Here is a 24,937-nt window from a genome sequence, read left to right as displayed (position 1 = left end):
CGCAAATCCTCCTGTAAAGATGGCAATAAAGTTATAGTAGTTCTAATTTATCATGGATTAACTAAGTTTTCCACAGTATCAAATGAAAATGAGAAAATTTATTTTTCCACAGTGTGAATAAAATCGAAAAAAGAAATCCACAAGGTGGAAAAGTGGTTATCCACAAACAAATGTAAATTGTGAATAACTATAAAAACGAATAAGTTATCAACAGCCATCTGTGGATTATAAAAGCTATTATTTCTCTCTTTCTTTACATGTATCCACAGAAAATAAAGGTTTGTGTATAACTTATCCACACCCTGTTAATTTGTGCATAATTAGAGGATAACTCAAGGATAACTCAAAAGGGAAAAAAACTTTTTCACAGGCTAATCCCCATCAAATTTTAAGAGTGTGGATAAATAGAGAGGATTCAAAAAGCGAGGCATCTTTCTTTTTCGATGGGATAATTAAAGAGAAACAAGTAGCTTAGGAGAGGACTTTCTCTATTAGTAGGGACGTAAAAGAGGGCTTGTTTGGTTCTTCAAAAAGGTATTTTCACTTTTTTATTGACAAAACTAGGAAGAACTAGTTATACTATCAAAGTATGTCGTAAAGTAATCGATAACAGAACATTTGTTGGAGGTGGAAATAAATGAAAAGAACGTATCAACCAAATAAACGTAAACGTCAAAAAGTTCACGGATTCCGTAAACGTATGAGCACTAAAAATGGACGTCGTGTTTTAGCTAGCCGTCGTCGTAAAGGCAGAAAGGTTCTTTCTGCATAAGCCACTGAACCTCAGTGGTTTTTTTTATGCACTTTTTTAGCTGAAAAGCTGAACCGATATTACAAATTATGGTATTATTGGTGAGTGAGTATCTAAGTAGAAGGAAATGATGAAAAGGACATGAGAAAGGCATATCGAGTCAAAAAAGAGAAAGAATTTCAAAAAGTTTTTCAAACAGGACAATCATTTGCGAATCGCAAATTTGTGGTCTATGTTTTACCTAAAGAACAACCACATTTTCGCGTAGGAATTTCTGTCGGAAAAAAAATCGGTAATGCAGTTGCCCGAAATGCCGTTAAACGCAAAATTCGAGCCAGTATTTTCGATATGAAAGACATGATCAATCCACATTTGGATTTTATCGTCATCGCTAGACCATCCGTTTCAACTTTATCTTCCCAAGAAGTGTACTCGAATTTGTTGCATGTATTTAAACTTGCAAAAATAATCAGTTAAGGGAAAGGAAAATTGTTCAGTGAAAAAAAGAAAGCGTCTCCTACTGATGATGGCTCTTGTATCATTAGTAGTATTATTATCAGCTTGTGGAACAAGCGAAGTTTCTGCCCAAAGCACTGGGTTTTGGGAAAGATACGTTGTTTATTACTTTGCGGAAGCTATTAAATGGTTGTCAGTTGGTGGATCACGTGGGATAGGAATTATCCTTTTCACATTGATTATCCGAATTATTTTATTACCATTGATGAATTTCCAAACAAAAAGTATGCGTAAAACGCAAGAATTACAACCGAAACTAAAAGAATTACAAAAACAATATTCTTCAAAAGATACAGCGACACAACAAAAATTACGTGAAGAACAACAACGTCTGTATGCTGAAAATGGTGTGAATCCATATGCTGGATGCTTACCATTAATTGTGCAAATGCCTATTTTAATGGCGATTTGGCAAGCAATCTCTCGTGTACCAGAACTAAGAGAAGGTAGTTTCATGTGGTTGGATGTGTTAGGAAATCCTGATCCATACTTTATCTTGCCAATTCTTGCGGCAGTCTTTACTTTTGGTAGCACGTATTTATCAAGCATGAGTCAAGTGGAATCAAATCCAAGTATGAAGATAATGACGTATACGATGCCAATTATGATTTTAGTCATGGGGATTAACTTACCAAGCGCGTTATCACTTTACTGGGTAGTTTCTAATGCGTTCCAAGTGGGTCAAACATTGTTGATTAACAACCCATATAAAATTATTCGCGAGCGTGAAGAAGTTGTACGTCAAGAAAAAGAACGTGAACGTGCATTACGTAAAGCACAAAATCCGAAGAAAAAACGTAAGAAATAACGAAAGGAGCATAAACGATGCCAATCTATGAAGGTCAAACAGTCGAAGAAGCAATTTCTGCAGGTCTTGGGGCACTGGGATTAACAGAAAGTCAAGTTACCATTGATGTATTAGATGAAGGGAAAAAGGGATTTTTAGGAATGGGTAAAAAAAATGCCCGCGTCTCTTTAACACCTCTCTTAACAGAAGAAGTTGTGGAAACTGTTGAAGAAATCATTGATGAAGTAGTCGAACCTGAACCTACTGAATCTGTGATGGAAGTAGATGTAACGGTTGCCCCCGTTGAATCTGAAGTACCAACAGATAACACCGTTTTAGAAAATTTAGAAGATGATGAAGCGTTAACGCAATTAGCTTTGTACTTAACGAATATCTCTCGAGAATTAAATGCACCTGCGCTAGTAAAAACAACCCGTGAACACGGGACAATTGTTTTTCAATTAGAAACCCAAAAACAAGGGATTTTAATTGGAAAGCACGGAAAAACCTTAAATGCCCTGCAATATCTTGCACAAGTATTTATTCATCGCGTGGCTAAAAATAAATTATCCGTTGTTGTGAATGTAGGGAACTACCGTGAAAAACGCCAAGCTATTTTACAACGTCTTGCTGAACGTACGGCAGAAAAAGTTGATCGTACAGGAAGACCGGTCTTTTTAGAACCAATGCCTGCGTTTGAACGCAAACAAATTCATGCGGCATTAAGCAAAAAAGACTATGTAACAACACATTCTGAAGGCGATGAACCTTATCGTTATTTAGTTGTTGAACCGGCGAAAAAATATTTTTAAATAGTGAAAACCGCTAGATTCGAATCGATTTAGCGGTTTTTTTGTGGAATGAGGTTTGACTTCACTCTCTTTTACAAGTATAGTCTACAGTAGATCATTCTTATCAGAGCAAATACTTTGATATAAAAAAAGCCTGACTTTTCGACAGGCTTTTTTTTATGGAAAAAATTAACCACCAATTGTTGATTGGGTGAACTGAACAACTGTTCCATACGCAAAAATTTCAAAGATGTTATCGCCAATATGCTCGTGTTCAAAGTGACAGTTAATCACTGCATTTGCACCATATTCATAGGCGGTTTCTTTTAATTTATAAGCAACATCAGCTAATAATTCGTTTGGATTGTTTGCTGGGTCAAATAAATTTACTTCAATCTTAGCTGTCGCAAAAACAATATCGCGTACAACATAAGGTTTATTTACATTTCCTGTAGATAAAATAATTCGATTGATACGCTCATCGCCACCGTGTTTGTAATTGATGTTTTCTTCAGTATTCATAACTGATCCCTTCTTTCCGCAAGTCTTTGCACCTATATTTTAGCTTTTTTTGGATGTTTGCGCAAAAATTAACTTGTTAAAAGTGAAAGTGAGTTGGAAACTTGTCACCATTGGAAAAATATGCTACTCTATGACAAGAATTTAATCAGACAAGCAGTCAAAGTGCGAAGTCTACCCGTAGAAAAATGACGGGTGGAGTGGGCACTTTTTTTGTGTCGAAAATTAGGAGGGACTATTCGTGGCGGAAATTACGCAAGAATTTGATACGATTGCAGCGATTTCGACTCCCCCAGGAGAAGGAGCGATTAGTATTGTGCGTCTTAGTGGCGACCAAGCTGTCACAATCGCAGATAAAGTATTCAAAGCAAACAAGTCATTAGCAGATGTCGCAAGTCACACCATTAATTATGGCCATCTTTATGATCCGCAAACAGAGCAATTAGTGGATGAAGTGATGGTATCCGTGATGCGTGCGCCTAAAACATTTACCAGAGAAGATGTCATTGAAATTAATTGTCATGGTGGTATTGTCGTTGTGAATCAAATTTTACAACTGTTATTACGCCAAGGTGCTCGTTTAGCAGAACCAGGTGAATTTACCAAGCGTGCTTTTTTAAATGGACGTGTCGATCTGTCACAAGCAGAAGCGGTTATGGATTTAATTCGTGCCAAAACGGACAAAGCAATGAACTTAGCATTGAATCAATTAGATGGGAATCTATCGCATTTGATTCGTGCGTTGCGTCAAGAAATCCTTGAAACATTGGCACAGGTGGAAGTCAATATTGATTATCCAGAATACGATGACGTTGAAGAAATGACGACTCGTTTGTTAGTAGAAAAAGCAACACAGGTGCAAGCCCAAATTCAAGCCTTGTTACAAACAGCACAACAAGGGAAAATTTTGCGTGAAGGGTTGAATACAGCGATTATTGGCAGACCAAATGTCGGTAAATCAAGCTTGTTGAACCATTTGTTACGTGAAGAAAAAGCGATTGTAACGGATATTGCTGGAACAACACGTGATGTGATTGAAGAATACGTCAATGTTCGTGGCGTTCCTTTAAAATTGATCGATACCGCTGGAATTCGTGAAACGGAAGATATTGTCGAACGAATTGGTGTTGAACGTAGTCGCAAAGCATTATCCGAAGCAGATTTAATTTTGTTGGTTTTAAATCAAAGTGAAGTGTTGTCACCAGAAGATCGCCAATTAATTGAAGTAACCGATGGTGCCAAACGGATTATTTTATTAAATAAAACAGATTTACCATCCCAATTAGACCGTGATGAGTTAGCAGCATGTTTAGCTGGCGATGCAGTGTTTGAAGTGTCTGTTCTGCAAAATGATGGTTTAGAGCAATTAGAACAAGCAATTGCGGATTTATTCTTTGGTGGTCAAACCGCAGATAAAGATGCGTCTTACTTGTCGAACACACGTCATATTGCGCTTTTAGAAAATGCCTCTCAAGCATTAGGAGAAGTGATGGATGGCATTGCGGCAGGTATGCCTGTTGATTTGGTTCAAATGGATATGACGCGCTGTTGGGACTATTTAGGTGAAGTTGTTGGTGACAGTGTGCAAGATGAATTAATTACCCAGTTATTTAGTCAATTCTGTTTAGGAAAATAAGAAAGGAAGTCACACAATGCAAGAATATCAAGGTGGCGCATATGACGTCATTGTTGTCGGTGCGGGTCATGCTGGTTCAGAAGCTGCTTTAGCCGCAAGCCGCATGGGAAATAAAACGTTATTAATCACAATTAATTTAGATATGGTGGCTTTTATGCCATGTAATCCTTCTGTTGGTGGGCCAGCCAAAGGGGTTGTTGTCCGTGAAATTGATGCTCTCGGCGGAGAAATGGGCAAAAATATCGATAAAACCTATATTCAAATGCGTATGCTAAATACCGGAAAAGGCCCAGCTGTGCGTGCGTTACGTGCACAAGCCGACAAACATGCGTATGCTACAGAAATGAAGCATACTATTGAAAATGAAGAAAATTTGACATTACGTCAAGGAATCGTTGAACGATTGATTGTTGAAGATGGTGTTTGTAAAGGGGTTGTTACAGCAACTGGCGCTCGTTATGACGCACAAGCAGTTGTTATTACAGCAGGAACTGCATTACGTGGTGAAATTATTATTGGTGAATTGAAGTATTCTTCTGGACCCAATAACTCGCAACCATCTGTTGCCTTAGCGGATAATTTAAAAGAATTAGGGCTAGAAATTGAACGTTTCAAAACAGGAACGCCCCCACGTGTGAAATCAAGTACGATTGATTATAGCGTGACAGAAATTCAACCGGGCGATGAAATACCTAATCATTTTAGCTTTAGCACTCCAGATAGTGCCTATAAACAAGAACAAATTCCTTGTTGGTTAACATACACCAATCCAGGAACGCATCAAATTATTCAAGCAAACTTGCACCGTGCCCCAATGTTTACTGGAATTGTGGAAGGTGTTGGTGCGCGTTACTGTCCATCGATTGAAGATAAAATTGTCCGTTTTGCGGATAAAGAACGTCATCAATTATTCTTAGAACCAGAAGGCTTAAATACCGAAGAAGTTTATGTGCAAGGCTTGTCATCTTCTTTACCAGAAGATGTACAAGAAGATGTCTTACATTCCATTGCTGGTTTGGAAAAAGCTGAAATGATGCGTACTGGTTATGCCATTGAATACGATGTAGTGGTGCCTCATCAATTGCGCCCAACATTAGAAACAAAAGTCATTGAAAATCTTTACACTGCTGGTCAAACCAACGGAACAAGTGGGTATGAAGAAGCTGCTGGACAAGGATTGATTGCTGGAATTAATGCTGCTTTGAAAATTCAAGGTAAAGAACCGTTAGTGTTAAAACGTAGTGACGGTTATATCGGTGTCATGATTGATGATTTAGTCACAAAAGGAACGAATGAACCTTATCGTCTACTAACTTCTCGGGCAGAGTATCGTTTATTGTTACGTCATGATAATGCTGATTTGCGTTTAACAGAAATGGGTCATGAAATTGGCTTAGTAAAAGCAGGTCAATACCAAGAATATGTCACTAAAAAAGCGGCCGTTGAAGCGGAAATTGAGCGCTTGAAAGGGATTCGTATTAAACCAACGAAAGAAGTCCAAGCCTTTTTAGAAGCAAAAGGCTCAGCAACCTTAAAAGATGGCGTATTAGCCAATGAAATCTTACGTCGTCCAGAAATTGGTTATCAAGAAATTGCGCCGTTTATTCCAGCGAATGATGCATTAACCAATCGTGAAATTGAACAAGTCGAAATTCAAATTAAATACGAAGGTTACATCAAAAAAGCGATGGAAAAAGTTGAAAAACTAAAACGCATGGAAGCTAAACGCATTCCAGAAAATATTGATTATACAGCAATCAATGGTTTAGCAACGGAAGCGAAACAAAAATTGCAAAAAATTCAACCAGAAACCATTGCTCAAGCAAGTCGTATTAGTGGCGTCAATCCTGCCGATTTGAGCATTTTGATGGTGTATATCGAACAAGGGAAAATTGCGAAAACAACTTCAGAAGTAAAATAAACAAGAAGCACTAGAATTGCGTAGCAATTCTAGTGCTTCTTCTCAAGTTTAAGGAGGAAAAAGTCATGGCATATATGTATTTATTTATTGCGATTGTCAGTGAGGTCATCGCGACCAATTTATTAAAGGCAACCAATGGATTTACTAAGTTATTTCCAACTGTGAGTTGTTTAGTGCTTTATTTTGTTTGCTTTTATGCTTTATCAAAAGCAATCAAATTTATGCCATTAGGTGTTGCGTATGCTGTATGGGGTGCAGTGGGGGTTATTTTTATTACCTTATTTTCAGTTTTTTATTGGAAAGAATCCGTGAATTTACCAACTATCATCGGCTTGTCTTTGATCATTATTGGAACTATTTTAGTCAATATATATGGTGGTAGTCATAGTTAATGTTTCATGTGAAACACCCGAGCGTATATGTCGCTCGGGTGTTTTGTGGTTAAAATGAATTGTTTTTTAGTGCTTGTTCAATTTGTAGTCGCTGTACTTTCATGGTAGCAGTCCGAGGAATTTCATCAAAGGTTCGCAAAAGTGGTTGATTCAAATGAGGCAAATCAGCAATTTTTTTCCACCAAGCATCCCAATTCATTTCCTTGTCAGGGGCTACGGCGATAATCGGTTGTGGTTGTTGATTTTTATCACGTACAATCACAACTTCTTCCAGAAAATCTAAGTGATCTAGAAGATAGTCCTCAATGGCTAAATTGCTATTGATTTTCTCAATGACATCGACTTGACGGTCTTTCAGGAATAGATGACCGTTCGCATCAATCATGCCGTAATCGCCACTATCCCACCATTCATCATAAACTGTTGTTTGGAAACGGGCATCTTCTTTGTAATACGTTAAAGCGCGACCTTTTGATAAAAATTGAATGTGTCCGTCTGTATGGATAGGTAACGGCTGCCCATTTTTATCCGCAATACGCGCTTGTGTGAGACCTTCTAAGCCAATGCCCATATCACGCGCATCATTTTCTTTTAAGGACTCACGAGTATGTTTTTTTAGAATCATAGGGCCGCATTCGCTTTGTCCATACACTTGTAGGAAAACAGCTTGTTCATCGCCAGAAGCTTCTAAAAAGCGAGCCATCGTTTGATTGTTGATTGCATCAAACGTGGAATGATAATAACGAATACTTTGAAAAGCTTTCGGATGTTCTTGCGCATAAAAAGACCATTGTACAAAATTATTAGGATGAGTTTCTAGGGCAATTGGTTGATAACGAGTTAACATCGTTGCGACTTTTTGACTATCAGCAGTATTTAAAGGCATTAAGGGGAAACCCATGGCCATTGCGGATGTCATGCCGATATTATAGCGAGAATGGACTGGCGAAATATGGAAAGCAAGTAGTTCTTTAGACTGTATCTTTTCAAAAATCGTTCGTTGCCATAAGGTCCGCCATCCCATAGAATTGGCTGAATGACAAATTAGTTTTGGAATGCCAGTAGTTCCGGATGTGTGAGTCATATAGCTAATGGCATCAACATCAAGTCTGACTTGGGGAACTTGTAAAGCAGATTGTTGCAGTAAATCAGTAACGGCGATTTGTCTATCGCTAGAACTATTTGCAATTGCTTTGACAGTTGCTGTTGTTTGTTCATCAAAAATGATAAATGGATCTTCCAGCCTTTCCACAAAAACAGCCATTGTAGCTATCGGAAAGTGATAAGAAACCATCACGGGGATTGCTCCTAAATAAGAAACCGCCGTAGCTAATAAATAGGTATCAAATTTAGGGCTTTTAAAAATAACTACTTTATCGGTTGCTGCTACACCTAATTTAGCTAATTGGTAGGCCCGTTGTTTAATGCTAGACAAGCTTTCAGCATAAGTTGTTTCTAGCGGTAAATCTGGAAAAGCGGGTAAACTTTCGTCAAGAATAATTGCTTGATGAGGATAGTTCAGAGCGGCTTGTTCGTAATTGGTGTATAAATTTACAGGTTGATACTGATCCATAAAAAAAGACTCCTTTAAGAAAATATTTTCTTTATCATAACATGATTTGTGATTAATTATACAATTAAAATAGAAATCTTTTGGGAAAAAGTAGACAATTCGTTTCGGATAATAAGAGGCGATGGAATGAAAAAATTAAAATTAATCTTTTTGATAATTGAAGGCAAGCGGCATACGTTTTATCTTAGAATAATAAAAGCGATTCAAAAAAGGAAGTATCCATAGAAAGTGATTGAGAAAAAAACACAATATAAAAACATGTTTTTCACAAATTCTTGTAATTAGAAAATACGAGTGTTTCACGTGAAACATTTCAATTGATATTTCGTATGTTTCAACGTATGATGAATCAGTAAAACAATTGAATCAACTAAAGGGGATGATAGAATGGTACGCACTGTATCTTCTATAGAAAGACAAATTGCTGAACGTTAATTCGGATGCTTTGTCATATTTCTTCAAAGCATCTATGTGTTTGAAGAAAGGAAAATTATAATGAACCCAATAATCCAACCATATCAATATTTTGCTATTCAAAAGCAAGTCCAATATCTTATTAACTCGTATCATTCTGTTAATGATCGTGAAACAATTCAAACGATTCAAGCCGTTACGATGGAGAAAATCGATGAAATTATTCCAGAAAAATATCCAGAAATTGAAGCATTAAAAACGTTTATTTTGGATAAGTCACTGACACGAGCGAAAACGGATAGTTATTTTGACACGTTAAAGGAATGTGTCATTTCTTTTAAGCAGCCATCAAATAAACAAATTGAAAAAGCTTTTAGAAAAACTAAAAAATTAAAAATTCCAGCGTGGGAAACTCTTGATTTACGAGAACATTCTTACATTGGTTGGAATGATCCCGGTAGTCAAAAGAAGTTTATTTTATACTATCAAGAAGAGAAATTACAGGGAATTTCAGGACAATTAAGTCCGACTATCCTAAAAAATGTCTGTTCGATTTGTCAAAAAGTCTCAAATGTGTCGATGTTTTTGGCAACTACCAAAACAAGTGGTGATGGTACGTATACCAAAAAAGGAAACTATATCTGTGCGGATAGTGAGCAATGCAATCATCAACTGCATGATATTAGTTCATTTTATACGTTTATCAATCAAATGAAATAGCTTGAAAGGTTTGCGTAACCCACGCAAGCCTTTTTATTGTTGCTTATTCAAGCCGTATAGTTGTTTTCTCATTTTATTCTCAGTAAACTAGTAGGTGAGAATGGTTCTCAAAAGGAGGAAATAAAATGGTTACAGTAAGTGAAGCAATTGTGGAATGTCGCACATCGAAAAAAAGTTTAAGTAAAGAAGTACCGCAAGCATTGATTTATGAACTATTAGAAAAAGCCTGCTTTGCGCCTTTTCATAAACGTGAACCTTGGCAAGCAAAGATTATTACAACGGATGAAGAAAAAGAGTTTTTATATAATGAAGTAATTAAACGATATGAAGAGAATGGCATCATTCATGATGAGGCAAGTCGGGAAAAAATGACAAAAAAGATGACGAATCTCTTAAAAAATGCGCCAGCAACGATTCTTTTTGCTAGAGAAATCATTCCTGAGAATCCACGATTAGACTCCGACTCGATTCAAGCAACGGCTGCGTTGATTCAAAATTTCTCACTATTAGCTTATGAAGTCGGTTTAGTTGGTTTTTGGGTGTCCAGTAAATTTGTGATGGATCAAGAATTAGCGAAACGTTTAGGTTTTCCAGAGAATTATGAACTCATTGCAAACTATCGATTAGGGTACCCTGATCCAGAAGTGAAAAAAAATAAAGCCAAACGAACAGATGTTAAAACGTGGGCAACGCCTTTGTTATAAGGAAATACACCAAGTTACAGCTTGGTGTATTTTTATTTTTGAACATTAGGAAAGAAAATAAAGCGATCACATGTTACAATAAAGGAGTAGCAAATTCTTTTAGGAGGGAACAACGATGAAAAAAAGAAAGTTAGTGTGGGCGTCGATTGCTTTATGCGCAATTGCTTTATCTGCGTGTAATAACAAGGAACAAGTAACAACAAACGAAACAGTCGCGACCTCTGAAAAACAACAAGCAGGGAATTTGTCTAAGGAAGAAGTCTTGCAAAAAGCTTCGGAAGCCTCACAAAATATTAAGAGCGCTGAAATGACAATGGATATCAAGATGGATATGAAGATGAACGAGCAAGAAAACAAAGTGGATACCACAACAGTCGTTCAATATACATTAGATCCTTTTGTAATGAAAACTGAAACAAGTTTTCCAGTAGATGGTCAAGCACAAATTATGACCAGTTATATGGACAAAGAAGCGATGTACTTCCAAGTACCTGGTTCAGAAACATGGCAAAAACAACCACTAGATACAGCGGGAGTGGATGTAGACAGTTTAATCGACACGTATTCTTCTTCAGAAATTTTTGATTCCTTTGAAGAATACCAAGATAAAGTGGAGATGACAGAAGCTGGCGATAATTACGTTCTTTCGTTTGCGGGTAGTGGAGAAGAATGGAAAGACTTAGCTGAGAAAGTTTTAGCTTCTGGAAATACTGGTGCGGAAGCAGATATGTCAAGCATGATGGAACAAATGAAAATCAATGATTTTTCTTATGAGTCAATCATTAGTAAAGAAACATTCTTACCTGTATCCTTTACGTCTACTATGGATTATGAAGTAGAATCAGATGGCTATAAAATTGCTGCTAAAATGGATCAAACAGGTACCTTTGATAAAATTAATCAAGTAGAACCGATTGAGTTACCAAATGTTGCTGAATAAATTCCTTAAAAAGATGTGTGAGTTATAAGCTCATACATCTTTTTTTTGCGTATTCTTATAGTTGAAACTATTGCATGATTGTAGGTTTTGCGTTAAAGTAGTAACTAGTCTGTGAAACATTTTTTGTTTCACGAAAAGAAAGGAAATGGATATGTTACCTGAAGAATTTCAACAAGAATTACGTACGCAAGGTATTACGTTGAACCAAACACAACTGGAACAATTTGAGCGCTACTATGAACTATTGGTTGAGTGGAACGAAAAGATGAATTTGACTGCGATTACCGAGAAAAAAGAAGTGTATTTGAAACATTTTTATGATTCAATTACTTTGGCGTTATCAGTGCCATTGAATGAACAAGCTTCTTTATGTGACGTTGGTTCAGGTGCGGGCTTTCCAAGTATTCCTTTGAAAATTGTTTTTCCAGAATTGAAAATTACAATTGTTGATTCATTAAATAAACGAATTACTTTTCTACAAACGTTAGTCAATGAACTAGGTTTAAATGGTGTGTCTTTATTTCATGACCGTGCTGAAACATTTGGACAAAACCCAGCGCATCGTGCGGCATATGATTATGTCACCGCCCGTGCCGTGGCCCGTTTGAATGTATTGACGGAGTTATGTTTGCCATTGGTGAAAAAAGATGGCTTTTTCTTTGCGCTGAAAGCAGCCAAAAGCGAAGAAGAATTAACAGAGGCAAAACCGGCAATTGCAATTTTAGGCGGAAAATTTATTGAAGACAAAGAAATTCATTTGCCTGTAACCCATGATGAACGCCATACGTTGATTATTGAAAAGAAAAAAGAAACACCAAAAAAATATCCTAGAAAACCAGGATTACCAAACAAGCAGCCAATTAAGTAGGAGGAAGAGCCATGGCACGAATTATCTCTGTTGCAAACCAAAAAGGTGGCGTTGGTAAAACCACCACGACGGTCAACTTAGGAGCATGTTTAGCCTATGTTGGCAAAAAAGTTTTACTAGTAGACATTGATGCACAAGGCAATGCGACAAGTGGTGTCGGAATTAAAAAAGCAGACGTATTGACAGATATTTATGATGTGATTGTCAATGATGCACCGATTCGTGACACAATTTTAGCTAGTTCAAGAGAAAATTTAGATATCGTTCCTGCCACTCTTCAATTAGCGGGTGCTGAAATTGAATTAGCGACGAAAATGGCTCGCGAAACACGCCTGAAATCCGCTTTACAAGAAGTAACTGCACAATACGATTATATTTTAATTGATTGTCCCCCATCATTAGGTTCACTGACAATTAACGCGTTTACTGCGAGTGATTCTATTTTGATTCCGGTACAGTGTGAATATTATGCGTTAGAAGGATTAAGTCAATTGTTGAATACCGTTCGCTTGGTTCAAAAGCACTTTAATCCAGAATTAGAAATTGAAGGTGTCTTATTAACGATGTTTGATGCACGAACGAATTTGAGTAGCGAAGTCGTTGAAGATGTTCGTCGTTATTTCCAAGAGAAAGTATATCAAACGGTGATCCCTCGAAATATTCGCTTGTCTGAAGCACCAAGTTATGGTTTATCGATTGTTGATTATGACTTACGTTCAAAAGGTGCAGAAGTGTATCAGGCATTAGCAAAGGAAGTGTTAGCTCGTGAAAAATAAAGGGAAAAGTTTAGGTAAAGGCATTGACGCTTTGTTTCAAGAACTTGAAGAAGTGGATGTAAAAAAAGATGAAGTCTTAGAACTTTCTTTGAATGAACTACGCCCGAATCCCTATCAACCACGCAAAACGTTTGACGAAGTTTCTTTGCAAGAATTAGCGAACTCGATTGAACAATCGGGTGTATTTCAACCAATTATTGTACGCAAATCAGCAGTAAAAGGTTATGAAATTATCGCTGGTGAACGTCGCTTTCGAGCTTCAAAATTAGCACAAAGAGAAACCATTCCTGCAATCATTCGTGATTTTGATGAAGAAGCAATGATGCAAGTAGCGGTTTTGGAAAATTTACAACGAGAAGATTTGAATCCGTTGGAAGAAGCCGAAGCCTATGATATGCTAATGAAGAATTTGAAGCTGACGCAAGCCGAAGTGGCTGAACGATTAGGGAAAAGTCGTCCGTATATCGCCAATTATTTACGCTTATTATCATTGCCGCAACTCGTCAAAGAAATGATGCAAGATGAGCGTTTGTCAATGGGACAAGCACGGACATTATTAGGCTTAAAAAACAAAGAACAAATTTTAAAATTAGCCAATCGTTGTGTCAAAGAAAATTTAACTGTTCGTCAATTAGAACAACTTGTTTCAACGATGAATGAATCCAAAGATAAGAAAAAAGTTCCTCGTATCGTCAAAGAAAAACCGTATTACCTTCGTGAAAGTGAAGACCGTTTGATGGATAAATTTGGGACAAGCGTTGAGATTCAAGAAAAAGAAGGCAAAGGTAAGATTGAAATCGAATATTTGTCTCAAAGTGATTTGACACGAATTTTAGATATTTTAGACATTCATTTTGATGAAGCATAAGTAAGGAGAGAAATCTATGTATGACTTAGGCGATAAAGTAGAAATGAAAAAACCACATGCATGTCAAACGAACCGTTGGGAAATTATCCGTATGGGCGCTGACATCAAAATAAAATGCGAAAAATGCGGACATATTGTAATGTTACCGCGTCGCGAATTCGAAAAGAAAATGAAAAAAATTCTAGAAAAAAAAGAGAAAGAGTGAAGAAAACATGGCATTAACAGCTGGAATCGTTGGTTTACCGAACGTAGGAAAATCAACTTTATTTAACGCGATTACAAAAGCTGGTGCAGAAGCAGCAAACTATCCTTTTGCAACAATTGACCCTAACGTAGGAATGGTAGAAGTACCCGACTGGCGTTTGCAACGATTAACAGAATTGGTGAATCCAAAGAAAACTGTGCCAACCACATTTGAATTTACTGATATCGCAGGTATTGTAAAAGGTGCTAGTAAAGGTGAAGGATTAGGAAATCAATTCTTAAGCCATATTCGTCAAGTAGATGCCATCTGTCACGTTGTTCGTTGTTTTGATGATGAAAATATTATGCGTGAACAAAACCGTGAAGCCGATTTTGTTGATCCATTAGCGGATATTGATACCATCAATTTAGAGTTGATTTTAGCTGATTTAGATTCAGTCAATAAACGTTATACACGTGTTGCCAAGATTGCGAAAACAAAAGATAAAGATGCCTTAGCTGAATTAGCAATCTTGGATAAAATCAAACCTGTCTTAGAAGAAGGATTGTCTGCACGTACGATTGAATTCACTCAAGAAGAAGAAAAAATCGTGAAAACATTGTTCTTATTAACAACAAAACCAGTGTTATATGTAGCCAATGTTTCTGAAGATGAAGTCGCTGATGCTGACAGCAATGAGTATGTGAAACAAGTTCGTGAATTTGCGAAAAGTGAAAATGCGGAAGTGATTATCGTAAGTGCACGTGCCGAAGAAGAAATTGCCGAATTAGATGAAGAAGACAAAGTAGAATTCTTGGAAGCTTTAGGAATTGAAGAATCTGGATTGGATCAATTAATTCGCGCGGCATATGATTTATTAGGTTTAGCAACATACTTTACAGCTGGTGAACAAGAAGTACGTGCATGGACGTTCCGTAAAGGAATTAAAGCACCTCAAGCAGCAGGGATCATCCATTCTGACTTTGAACGTGGTTTTATCCGCGCTGAAACAGTCTCTTTTGAAGACTTAGATAAATATGGCAACATGCAAGCTGCTAAAGAAGCTGGACGTGTGCGTTTAGAAGGAAAAGAATATATTGTACAAGATGGCGATGTTATGTTATTCCGCTTTAATGTATAAACCAACGATTTTTGCATTAAAAGGCTACCAAACTAAGGAGCTAGTATGTTAAAATAGCCTGTGGAAATGTTGTTAGGGAAGGCGAAGGGAGAACCGAGAGTCATGGAACCAGAAACTCTGCGAGGATATGTTTCAGAAAATCGTGAATTAGAAAAACAATTAACAAAAAGAAACCAACAGTATATATTTGATTTAAAAAAATCATTAGAAGCAGCGAATTTATCGGAAGAAGAAAAAGCCATTGCTTTACACGAAATATTACCTATTTTAGTCAAAGAACAAAAAGGCGGACGTACTGCGCGCCAATTGTTTGGTACGGTTTCTGAACGAACAGAAGCAATCTTAAATAAACCAGAAGAAGTCAAAGAAACAAAACCTGTTATGATGTGGTTAGATAATACGTTATTAATCTTAGGTATTTTCGGTATCATGATGGGCATTATGGGTCTCTTTGCTCGTGATAGTGCACAAGTGTATGGAATTATCACGTTCATTTCAATGGCGATGGTCGGTGGTTGGGTCTTTTATATTATGTACAAATACATGTATCAATATGAACGTCCAGGCGCAGACAAATCACAACGTCCGAAAATGTGGAAGATTATGTTAATCTTAATGGGCTCATTCTTCTTATGGATTGCAACAATTGCAGTAACATCATTACTGCCAACATCTATCAATATCGTACTTGATCCAATTATTTTAGCTGTCATCGGTGCAGTAGCGATTGGATTACGTTACTACTTGAAGAAAAAATACAATATCGTGGGAAGTTTGTCTGTACCACGAAAATAATAGGAAACGAACAAAAGATCATTTCTGAGAAAGAAAAGATAGTTTGTTCGTTTTTTCTTACTGTTTTCTAAGCGAATCTATCTTTTTATTTTGAATAGTTGACTTATGGTATAATTTTTGCTATTTTCATTAAAATATAAAAAATTTGAGGAGTGGTTACGAAAATGTCCAACTGGGAAACAAAGTTCGTGAAAAAAGGATTGACTTTTGATGATGTATTGCTGATACCCGCTGAAAGTCATGTATTGCCAAATGATGTTGATATGAGTGTTCAATTAGCGAAGAATATCAAATTGAATATTCCAATTATTAGTGCCAGTATGGATACCGTAACAGATAGTAAAATGGCGATTGCGATGGCACGCCAAGGCGGTTTAGGTGTTATTCATAAAAATATGAGTATTGCTGCTCAAGCAGATGAAGTACGTAAAGTAAAACGTTCTGAAAGTGGTGTTATTATTGATCCATTCTTCTTAACACCTGACCATTTAGTTGCTGATGCCGAAGAATTAATGAGCCGTTACCGTATTAGTGGGGTTCCTGTTGTAGAGACTATGGAAAACCGCAAACTCGTCGGAATTATGACAAACCGTGATTTACGTTTTGTGACAGATTACAACATTCCAATTTACGATGTAATGACAAAAGAAGACTTAGTCACGGCACCTGTTGGAACATCTTTAAAAGATGCAGAGAAAATCTTACAAAAACATAAAATTGAAAAATTACCAATCGTTGATGAAGAAGGTCGTTTAAGTGGCTTAATTACCATCAAAGATATTGAAAAAGTGATTGAGTTCCCGAATGCAGCGAAAGATGAACATGGCCGTTTATTAGTTGCTGCAGCAGTTGGTGTCACAAGTGATACGTTTGAACGTGCCCAAGCCTTATTAGATGCGGGGGCTGACGCGATTGTGATTGATACAGCACATGGACACAGTGCCGGTGTGTTACGCAAAATCGAAGAAATTCGTGCAGAATTCCCTGAAGCAACTTTAATTGCTGGAAACGTAGCAACTGGGGAAGGAACAAAAGCCTTATATGATGCAGGCGTTGACGTAGTAAAAGTTGGTATTGGACCTGGTTCAATCTGTACAACGCGTGTCGTAGCTGGTGTTGGGGTTCCTCAATTAACAGCAATTTATGATGCCGCATCAGTTGCGCGCCAATATGGCAAAGCAATCATTGCTGACGGTGGGATTAAATATTCTGGTGATATCGTAAAAGCGTTAGCTGCTGGTGGATTTGCAGTTATGCTAGGTAGTATGTTAGCTGGTACAGACGAGTCTCCAGGTGAATTTGAAATCTTCCAAGGACGTCGTTTTAAAACATACCGTGGAATGGGTTCATTGGGCGCAATGGAAAAAGGTTCAAGCGACCGTTATTTCCAAGGGGGCGTCAATGAAGCAAATAAATTAGTTCCAGAAGGTATCGAAGGACGTGTAGCTTATAAAGGTAGCGCAGCAGATATTATCTTCCAAATGATTGGTGGGTTAAAATCTGGAATGGGGTACGTTGGTGCAGGGAACTTGAAAGAACTACGTGACAACGCACAATTCATTCAAATGAGTGGAAATGGACTGAAAGAATCACATCCACATGATGTCCAAATTACAAAAGAAGCGCCAAACTATTCTATCGAATCATAAAAAATAACCCGTTGTTTCCTTTCGTAGGAATCAACGGGTTTTTTATTAAATTTCACGAGCGTCTTTTTGTCCAAAATATTGATACAATGGTTTTTCTTTTTGTTCTAGTAATTGACTTGTTGTCACAAATTCATACCCTTGTGCACGTAAGTTATCAATCACTGTACCAACTGCATCAATTGTTGTAGGATGAATATCATGCATTAAGATAATTCCACCTTCAAAAGAAGTTTGGTTCACACGATCAATCACGGCATTTGTATTTTTAGAATCCCAATCGTAAGAATCGATATCCCATTGAATAATTGGCTTACCGATGATATCCGCAGATTCAGGACTAATCGCACCATATGGTGGACGTAATGTTCGAGGTAAAATCCCTGCTGCATTGTAAATGGCTTTATCCGTCATGCGAACTTGTTCAAGTAATTCTTCTTTTGGAATCGCATTTAATTGTGGATGTGAATATGAATGACTTGCAATCTCATGCCCTTGTTCATAGACATCTTTCACTATTTGTGGGAACTCTTCTGCCATTTGCCCTAACATAAAGAAAGTGGCTTTGACATTTTTCTCTGCTAAAATTTGTAAGAGACGAGGTGTGGTTTCAGCACCAGGACCATCATCAAAGGTTAAAGAGACATATTTTTTATTTGGGTCTAAATCAGTCGATTCTTCCGCCAATTGATTCGGATCAACTAAGTCTGTTTGGATAAAGGCTTGAATATCACGATAGGCAAGAGTCACTTCATCTACGCCAGTCTCATTTTTTGGTAAGTTGATTTGTAAATGTTCGGGTGTATAAGTCGCATCTTTAAAATCAAATCTTGGTAGAGCTAAGACCGCGTCTAAAATTTCTTGCGGATTTTCGGCATCATCCAATAATTTTTGTTGAATGACTTGTTGAATACCTAATAAATTGGCTTTAGAACCAATCAATGCTTTCGCAGTAATTTCTTCGCCAGAATCTGTATTGACATAAATTTCTTTTTCAGTGCGTTCTTGTTCTTTTTGGAATGTTTGCTCTTTTGTTTTCCAATCATACGTTTCTACATGTAATGCGTAGCTAGAAAGTTGATCGGTATGTGTTTGTTTTTCCACACAACCCACAACAACAGCTTGCTTAGGGTGTTTTAATTTTTTGCTTTCTTGTTTCATTAAATGTGTTAATTGTTCTTCCGTATTTTTATAAGGGAGTTTCTCCGTTTCTTTAGGAAGATAAATAATTTCTTTGATAGTATTGCTGTCATGTTCTTTTTTCTCACTAGGAAGGTCATTTTTTTCTAGCTCGGTATCAATTTGCGCGACTAGCTGACTAGTTTGATTTTCTAAGTTTTCTTGTAATTCATGGTCTTTTATTTTGTTATATACAGTATAAGTACCATAACTGACAAGCATTAGTACGCCAACCAGAAAGAAAATCCATAAAAAATCACGAGGGCTATTGAACGATTGTTTTGAGTGTCGGTTGCTGCGTCTATTTTCTTTATTTTCTGTAGTCATAATTTCTCTTCTTTCGTTTTTCTAAAAAGTAATCATTATCAATGTAACACGATTAAAATATTCAATCAATGAAAAAACCGCAAACGAAAGTATCGTTTACGGTTAATAGTCTATTTTTCGATTTTTGTTAAACCACCCATATATGGCACCAATACTTCTGGAATCGTTACACTTCCGTCGGCATTTTGATAATTTTCTAGAACAGCAGCAACTGTCCGACCAACAGCTAAGCCTGAACCATTTAAAGTATGCGCATATTGGATTTTGTTTTCAGCATCGCGGTAACGAATCATGGCACGACGCGCTTGGAAATCCTCACAGTTTGAACAAGAACTGATTTCGCGGTACGTATCTTGTGCGGGAATCCAAACTTCCAAATCATATGTTTTCGCAGCAGAGAAGCCCATATCACCGGTTGACAATGCCATGACACGATAAGGCAAGTCTAATTTTTGTAAAATTGATTCTGCATCTGCAGTCATTTTTTCTAATTCTTCATAAGAATGTTGCGCATCGCTGAATTTAACCATTTCTACTTTATTAAATTGGTGCAATCGAATTAAACCACGGGTATCACGACCAGCACTGCCGGCTTCTGAACGGAAAGCTGGACTTAATGCAGTGAAATAAATCGGTAATTGTTCTTGATCTAAAATTTCATTACTATAGTAGTTGGTTAATGGGACTTCCGCAGTGGGAATTAACGTTAAGTCAGTATTTTCTAATTGGAAAACATCTTCTTTAAATTTTGGAAATTGACCTGTACCAAACATTGCTTGGCTATTTACTGCATAAGGTGTAATCATTTCTGTATAACCATGTTCATAGATGTGTTGGTCTAACATGAAATTATACAAAGCGCGTTCCAAACGAGCGCCTAAACCAGTATAGTAAACAAAACGGCTACCAGAAACTTTGGCCCCACGTTCAAAATCTAAGATGCCTAAGTTTTCCGCAATTTCCCAGTGAGGTTTTGCTTCAAAATCTAATGTTTTTGGTTCACTCCAACGACGAACTTCAACATTATCATCTTCATCTTTGCCAATTGGTGTACTTTCATGTGGAATATTTGGTAGTGTCGTAGCAATGACCTTTAATTGTTCATCGATTTGGTTCACTTCACTATCCAACGCTTTAATTTTGCCACCAACTTCTTTCATTTCGGCAATTTTAGCTGCTGCATCTTCTTTATTTCGTTTCAATTGTGCAATTTCTGCAGAAACATCATTTCGGTATTTCTTTAAGTCTTCTACCTGCACTAATAAACTACGACGATCTTCATCTAACTTTAGAAACTCAGCAAGAACTTCTTCTGAAATCCCACGTGTCTTTAACTTTTCTTGGACAGTATCGAAATTTTGACGAATCATTTTAATATCTAACATCACTTTTCCTCCTATATATATGAATAAAATAAAAAAACTATTCCATCCCCAGCAAAATAGCTTGGGACGAAATAGTTGTTCGCGGTGCCACCCAAGTTCGGCAAATAGCCGCACTTGACCTCGTAACCTGAGGGAAGGTTCTTTCTTTCAAAAGACGCATCTAAGAACTGGATTCCAAATTAACAACTACTGATTTCCACCAACCATCAGCTCTCTATAAGCAGACTAACTTGTACTAGGTTCTTTGCATATTCTTTATTTAATTGGTTTTAGCATAGCCGAATTTTGTGTTTTCGTCAACCGTTGTTCTTAGGATACGGTAGTTTATTCCGATGTACTGGCAGATGAATGATAAATGCTGTCCAGGCATGGGATGATTTGGCATAAATGTAGCCACCATGTAAAGCAACAATGCTTTGTGCAATAGCTAATCCTAGACCAGTACCACCGGTTTCTTGTGAACGGGATTCTTCCACTCGATAAAAGCGATCAAAAAGTGAATCAAGTGCCCGTTTAGGAATCATTTTGCCATTATTTTTAACAGTTATCACTACTTCTGTTCCCACTTTTTCGACATCTATCACAATTTTCGTTGCACCTTTTCCATATTTTAAAGCATTGGTTAATAGGTTATTAAAGACACGGACTAATTTTTCCGTATCTCCATCCATTAAAATTTGAGCAGGACGCGCAATTGTTTGCACTTCGATGCCTTTTTTGCTTGCCTCTAATTCAAAATCAGCAGCTAATTGCTCCACCAGTTGTACCATATCAAATTTAATCAGATTGACTGGTACACTAGGTTGTCTGACTTTAGTATATTCGAACAAATCATCAACGAGCGATTTCATTTGTTTGGCTTTGACATATGCTGTGTGGGTATATTTTAATAAATCTTCTTCTGAATGATATTGTCGATCTTCGATTAATCCTAAATACCCAATAATAGAGGTTAGAGGGGTTCGAATATCGTGACTAACATTGGTAATCAGTTCGTCTTTGGATTTTTCAATCTTTCTTTCTTCTTCAATTGCCGCCACAGTACTATCCACTAATCCATTAATACTACTTACAACACGATTCAAATCGCCACGCAATTCAAACGGAATGCGATGATCATAATTTCCTTCTGCAATATAGTGAAGTTCACTAATAATGTGTCGTAGTTGCATTTGGCGATAACGACGAATTAAACGCCAATATAAAAACGCAATGTCTAACACTAGAAAAACAGGTACTAAAATATTTTTTCCACTTAAAAAGATTTCGGTGTCGAAATTTTCAACGAAACTATTACGTGATTCAAAGATTGCTTCATTTAACGCAGGTGTGTTTGTTACAATAGAAGAAAGAATCATCAAAATAGCAATATTTACAATCACCAGTAGGATAATCGTAATAATAGCTTCGGCAAACAGTTCACTGATTTCTTTTGACGTAAGCGTGATTCGTTTTCTTTTTTCTGCTTTATTTTGCATCTATTTTGTATCCAACTCCCCATACGGTTTGAATGATTTTTTCGCCACCAGTTGCTTCTTCAATCTTGTCGCGTAAATGGCTAACATGCACCATAACTGTTTTTGCGGAGACAACACTTTCTTGTTTCCAAACACGCTCAAAAATTTCATCTGCGCTAAAGACACGATTTGGATGTGACGCAAGTAAATATAAAATCCCAAATTCTAAAGCAGTTAATTGAATCTCTTTCCCATCGATGGTCTTTACTTCATGTGAATCACGATTGATAATCAACGAACTGACTTCTAATACATCGGGTTGGGCAGAAGCAACTTGCATTTTTGTGCGACGTAATAGCGACTTCACGCGAGCCATGACTTCTAAGGGATTAAAAGGTTTTGTAACATAGTCATCAGCACCAGCAACCAATCCTTTAATTTTATCCATGTCTGTCGTTTTGGCAGTTAACATAATGATTGGAATTTGTGATTCTTTGCGAAGTGTTTTTACAACTTGCATACCATCCACTTCGGGCATCATAATATCCAAGATTAATAGTTCAATATCTGGTGTTGTGCGAACTTTCGATAGTGCTTCTTTCCCATCGTAAGCTTTTACTGGTTCGTATCCTTCATTATGTAAGTAGATACTAATCAGTTCAACAATCTCTTTATCATCATCTGCGACTAAAATTTTCATATAATGTCCTCCTATAGAACAATAGTATTTAATTGTATTTTATCAAAAAACAGTAAAAATAGATAAATTTCCACTTAATCTTTAGAGAATATAAGGAATTATAAAAGAGAACAAAAGACAAAGACGAACATTGCGTTGTTGAAATAGAAAATAGTCTCGATATTTTTAGATAAAAACGAACAAAAACAGAGGTGATTATAAAAGAAAGGGATGTAATCAGAAACGTTGCTGTATCAATGTTTTTTCTGTTGACGAATAATGGAAAACTTGGTATATTATTACATGTCCTCAGCGATAAACAAATCATTAACTTTTTTGAAAAAAAGAGTTGACGAAGCAAATGACAAATGATATTATAACAAAGTCGTCAAAAACAAAACAATTAAATAAGTTGATACACTAACTAAATTAATTGAAAAAAGTTGTTGACAAATAACAATTCATTTGTTAATATGATTAAGTTGCTGTTGAGTGATTTAATTTTACTTAACAAACTTTTAAATAAAACAGTTGACATTCATTTGTTAATCTGATATGATTTAAAAGTTGCTAATACAGCAAATGTAGACCTTTGAAAACTGAACAAAGTAAGCAAACGAACCAATTGTGTAGGACACTTCTACGAGGTAGAAGTTATACAACAAGCAAGCAAATAGCTAGCAAAGTTAATTTTTATGAGCTTAACAATCGTAAGATTGTTTCAAATTTTTTTATGAGAGTTTGATCCTGGCTCAGGACGAACGCTGGCGGCGTGCCTAATACATGCAAGTCGAACGCTTCTTTTCCGCCGAACTTCGGTTCATTGGAAAAGAGGAGTGGCGAACGGGTGAGTAACACGTGGGTAACCTGCCCATCAGAGGGGGATAACACTTGGAAACAGGTGCTAATACCGCATAACGCTTTTTCTCGCATGAGAGAAAGCTGAAAGGCGCTTTTGCGTCACTGATGGATGGACCCGCGGTGCATTAGCTAGTTGGTGAGGTAACGGCTCACCAAGGCAACGATGCATAGCCGACCTGAGAGGGTGATCGGCCACACTGGGACTGAGACACGGCCCAGACTCCTACGGGAGGCAGCAGTAGGGAATCTTCGGCAATGGACGAAAGTCTGACCGAGCAACGCCGCGTGAGTGAAGAAGGTTTTCGGATCGTAAAACTCTGTTGTTAGAGAAGAACAAGGATGAGAAGAGAATGTTCATCCCTTGACGGTATCTAACCAGAAAGCCACGGCTAACTACGTGCCAGCAGCCGCGGTAATACGTAGGTGGCAAGCGTTGTCCGGATTTATTGGGCGTAAAGCGAGCGCAGGCGGTTTCTTAAGTCTGATGTGAAAGCCCCCGGCTCAACCGGGGAGGGTCATTGGAAACTGGGAGACTTGAGTGCAGAAGAGGAGAGTGGAATTCCATGTGTAGCGGTGAAATGCGTAGATATATGGAGGAACACCAGTGGCGAAGGCGGCTCTCTGGTCTGTAACTGACGCTGAGGCTCGAAAGCGTGGGGAGCGAACAGGATTAGATACCCTGGTAGTCCACGCCGTAAACGATGAGTGCTAAGTGTTGGAGGGTTTCCGCCCTTCAGTGCTGCAGCAAACGCATTAAGCACTCCGCCTGGGGAGTACGACCGCAAGGTTGAAACTCAAAGGAATTGACGGGGGCCCGCACAAGCGGTGGAGCATGTGGTTTAATTCGAAGCAACGCGAAGAACCTTACCAGGTCTTGACATCCTTTGACCACTCTAGAGATAGAGCTTTCCCTTCGGGGACAAAGTGACAGGTGGTGCATGGTTGTCGTCAGCTCGTGTCGTGAGATGTTGGGTTAAGTCCCGCAACGAGCGCAACCCCTATTGTTAGTTGCCATCATTTAGTTGGGCACTCTAGCGAGACTGCCGGTGACAAACCGGAGGAAGGTGGGGATGACGTCAAATCATCATGCCCCTTATGACCTGGGCT

At 37.5% G+C, this 24,937-nt stretch carries 23 protein-coding genes, 1 rRNA gene and 1 other annotated feature (1 of these 25 only partly in view); of the genes, 18 read left to right on the top strand and 6 right to left on the bottom strand.

The window, feature by feature from the left end:
* Positions 1–637: 637 nt before the first annotated feature.
* The 4 genes from rpmH to jag all read left to right on the top strand — a co-directional run bounded on the left by rpmH (position 638) and on the right by jag (position 2,866).
* A complete protein-coding gene (rpmH, locus tag PYW32_RS13295) occupies positions 638–772 on the top strand; it encodes a 50S ribosomal protein L34 (RefSeq protein WP_002293121.1) in 135 nt (44 codons plus the stop codon).
* 120 nt (positions 773–892) lie between these two features.
* Positions 893–1,228, top strand: coding sequence for a ribonuclease P protein component (rnpA, locus tag PYW32_RS13290; protein ID WP_016176033.1), 336 nt, complete (start codon positions 893–895; stop codon positions 1,226–1,228).
* Between the two features lie 19 nt (positions 1,229–1,247).
* Positions 1,248–2,075, top strand: a complete 828-nt coding sequence (locus tag PYW32_RS13285) for a YidC/Oxa1 family membrane protein insertase (RefSeq protein ID WP_016176032.1) — start codon at positions 1,248–1,250, stop codon at positions 2,073–2,075.
* 17 nt (positions 2,076–2,092) lie between these two features.
* The gene (gene jag / locus PYW32_RS13280; RefSeq protein ID WP_016176031.1) at positions 2,093–2,866 is read left to right on the top strand and encodes an RNA-binding cell elongation regulator Jag/EloR; all 774 of its coding nucleotides are present in this window, start codon (positions 2,093–2,095) and stop codon (positions 2,864–2,866) included.
* Between the two features lie 168 nt (positions 2,867–3,034).
* On the opposite strand, the gene PYW32_RS13275 is transcribed toward jag, so the two are convergent.
* Complete coding sequence (locus PYW32_RS13275; protein ID WP_016176030.1) at positions 3,035–3,367, bottom strand: heavy metal-binding domain-containing protein; 333 nt, start codon at positions 3,365–3,367, stop codon at positions 3,035–3,037.
* 238 nt (positions 3,368–3,605) lie between these two features.
* Between PYW32_RS13275 and mnmE the strand changes: the two genes are divergently transcribed.
* From mnmE to PYW32_RS13260, 3 genes are all read left to right on the top strand, one after another.
* Entirely contained in the window at positions 3,606–5,000 is a 1,395-nt protein-coding gene (mnmE, locus tag PYW32_RS13270) for a tRNA uridine-5-carboxymethylaminomethyl(34) synthesis GTPase MnmE (RefSeq protein WP_016176029.1), read from the top strand.
* A 16-nt stretch (positions 5,001–5,016) separates the two neighbouring features.
* Complete coding sequence (gene mnmG / locus PYW32_RS13265) at positions 5,017–6,921, top strand: tRNA uridine-5-carboxymethylaminomethyl(34) synthesis enzyme MnmG (RefSeq protein ID WP_016176028.1); 1,905 nt, start codon at positions 5,017–5,019, stop codon at positions 6,919–6,921.
* A 65-nt stretch (positions 6,922–6,986) separates the two neighbouring features.
* Entirely contained in the window at positions 6,987–7,313 is a 327-nt protein-coding gene (locus tag PYW32_RS13260; RefSeq protein WP_016176027.1) for a DMT family transporter, read from the top strand.
* 49 nt (positions 7,314–7,362) lie between these two features.
* On the opposite strand, the gene PYW32_RS13255 is transcribed toward PYW32_RS13260, so the two are convergent.
* Entirely contained in the window at positions 7,363–8,886 is a 1,524-nt protein-coding gene (locus tag PYW32_RS13255) for a class I adenylate-forming enzyme family protein (RefSeq protein ID WP_016176026.1), read from the bottom strand.
* A gap of 495 nt (positions 8,887–9,381) precedes the next feature.
* On the opposite strand from PYW32_RS13255, the gene PYW32_RS13250 reads away from it, so the two are divergent.
* From PYW32_RS13250 to guaB, 10 genes are all read left to right on the top strand, one after another.
* A complete protein-coding gene (locus tag PYW32_RS13250) occupies positions 9,382–10,020 on the top strand; it encodes a FusB/FusC family EF-G-binding protein (RefSeq protein WP_016176025.1) in 639 nt (212 codons plus the stop codon).
* 125 nt (positions 10,021–10,145) lie between these two features.
* Entirely contained in the window at positions 10,146–10,724 is a 579-nt protein-coding gene (locus PYW32_RS13245; RefSeq protein WP_016176024.1) for a nitroreductase family protein, read from the top strand.
* 115 nt (positions 10,725–10,839) lie between these two features.
* A complete protein-coding gene (locus tag PYW32_RS13240; protein WP_016176023.1) occupies positions 10,840–11,664 on the top strand; it encodes a DUF6612 family protein in 825 nt (274 codons plus the stop codon).
* A 151-nt stretch (positions 11,665–11,815) separates the two neighbouring features.
* On the top strand, positions 11,816–12,532 hold the full coding sequence (gene rsmG, locus PYW32_RS13235; protein WP_016176022.1) for a 16S rRNA (guanine(527)-N(7))-methyltransferase RsmG: 717 nt from the start codon (positions 11,816–11,818) through the stop codon (positions 12,530–12,532).
* An 11-nt stretch (positions 12,533–12,543) separates the two neighbouring features.
* Complete coding sequence (locus tag PYW32_RS13230; RefSeq protein WP_016176021.1) at positions 12,544–13,308, top strand: ParA family protein; 765 nt, start codon at positions 12,544–12,546, stop codon at positions 13,306–13,308.
* Positions 13,298–14,176, top strand: a complete 879-nt coding sequence (locus tag PYW32_RS13225) for a ParB/RepB/Spo0J family partition protein (protein WP_016176020.1) — start codon at positions 13,298–13,300, stop codon at positions 14,174–14,176. The genes PYW32_RS13230 and PYW32_RS13225 overlap by 11 nt, the downstream gene beginning before the upstream one ends.
* A gap of 16 nt (positions 14,177–14,192) precedes the next feature.
* The gene (locus PYW32_RS13220) at positions 14,193–14,381 is read left to right on the top strand and encodes a DUF951 domain-containing protein (protein ID WP_016176019.1); all 189 of its coding nucleotides are present in this window, start codon (positions 14,193–14,195) and stop codon (positions 14,379–14,381) included.
* A 7-nt stretch (positions 14,382–14,388) separates the two neighbouring features.
* Positions 14,389–15,501, top strand: a complete 1,113-nt coding sequence (ychF, locus tag PYW32_RS13215) for a redox-regulated ATPase YchF (protein ID WP_016176018.1) — start codon at positions 14,389–14,391, stop codon at positions 15,499–15,501.
* A 102-nt stretch (positions 15,502–15,603) separates the two neighbouring features.
* Positions 15,604–16,296, top strand: a complete 693-nt coding sequence (locus tag PYW32_RS13210; RefSeq protein ID WP_016176017.1) for a DUF1129 domain-containing protein — start codon at positions 15,604–15,606, stop codon at positions 16,294–16,296.
* A gap of 164 nt (positions 16,297–16,460) precedes the next feature.
* Positions 16,461–17,945 (top strand): IMP dehydrogenase, encoded by a 1,485-nt coding sequence (gene guaB / locus PYW32_RS13205; protein WP_016176016.1) that lies wholly within the window; start codon positions 16,461–16,463, stop codon positions 17,943–17,945.
* 45 nt (positions 17,946–17,990) lie between these two features.
* Here the strand turns inward: guaB and PYW32_RS13200 are convergent, their stop codons facing one another.
* The 4 genes from PYW32_RS13200 to croR form a co-directional block, all read right to left on the bottom strand.
* The gene (locus tag PYW32_RS13200; protein WP_016176015.1) at positions 17,991–19,448 is read right to left on the bottom strand and encodes a polysaccharide deacetylase family protein; all 1,458 of its coding nucleotides are present in this window, start codon (positions 19,446–19,448) and stop codon (positions 17,991–17,993) included.
* Between the two features lie 110 nt (positions 19,449–19,558).
* Positions 19,559–20,833, bottom strand: a complete 1,275-nt coding sequence (serS, locus tag PYW32_RS13195) for a serine--tRNA ligase (protein WP_016176014.1) — start codon at positions 20,831–20,833, stop codon at positions 19,559–19,561.
* Between the two features lie 59 nt (positions 20,834–20,892).
* Positions 20,893–21,092 (bottom strand) — a binding site (T-box leader).
* 37 nt (positions 21,093–21,129) lie between these two features.
* Positions 21,130–22,311, bottom strand: a complete 1,182-nt coding sequence (locus PYW32_RS13190; protein ID WP_016176013.1) for a sensor histidine kinase — start codon at positions 22,309–22,311, stop codon at positions 21,130–21,132.
* Positions 22,301–22,990, bottom strand: coding sequence for a response regulator transcription factor CroR (croR, locus tag PYW32_RS13185; protein WP_016176012.1), 690 nt, complete (start codon positions 22,988–22,990; stop codon positions 22,301–22,303). Before croR ends, PYW32_RS13190 begins: the two co-directional genes overlap by 11 nt.
* Before the next feature lie 708 nt (positions 22,991–23,698).
* Here croR and PYW32_RS13180 point away from each other — a divergent pair.
* Positions 23,699–24,937, top strand: a 16S ribosomal RNA gene (locus tag PYW32_RS13180); it runs 319 nt beyond the window's last position.

The organism is Enterococcus saccharolyticus subsp. saccharolyticus (genome assembly GCF_029023825.1).
Lineage (GTDB): Bacteria > Bacillota > Bacilli > Lactobacillales > Enterococcaceae > Enterococcus_F > Enterococcus_F saccharolyticus.
Note: the sequence above shows the minus strand (reverse complement) of the source record. Positions and strands in the feature narration are given on the sequence as shown.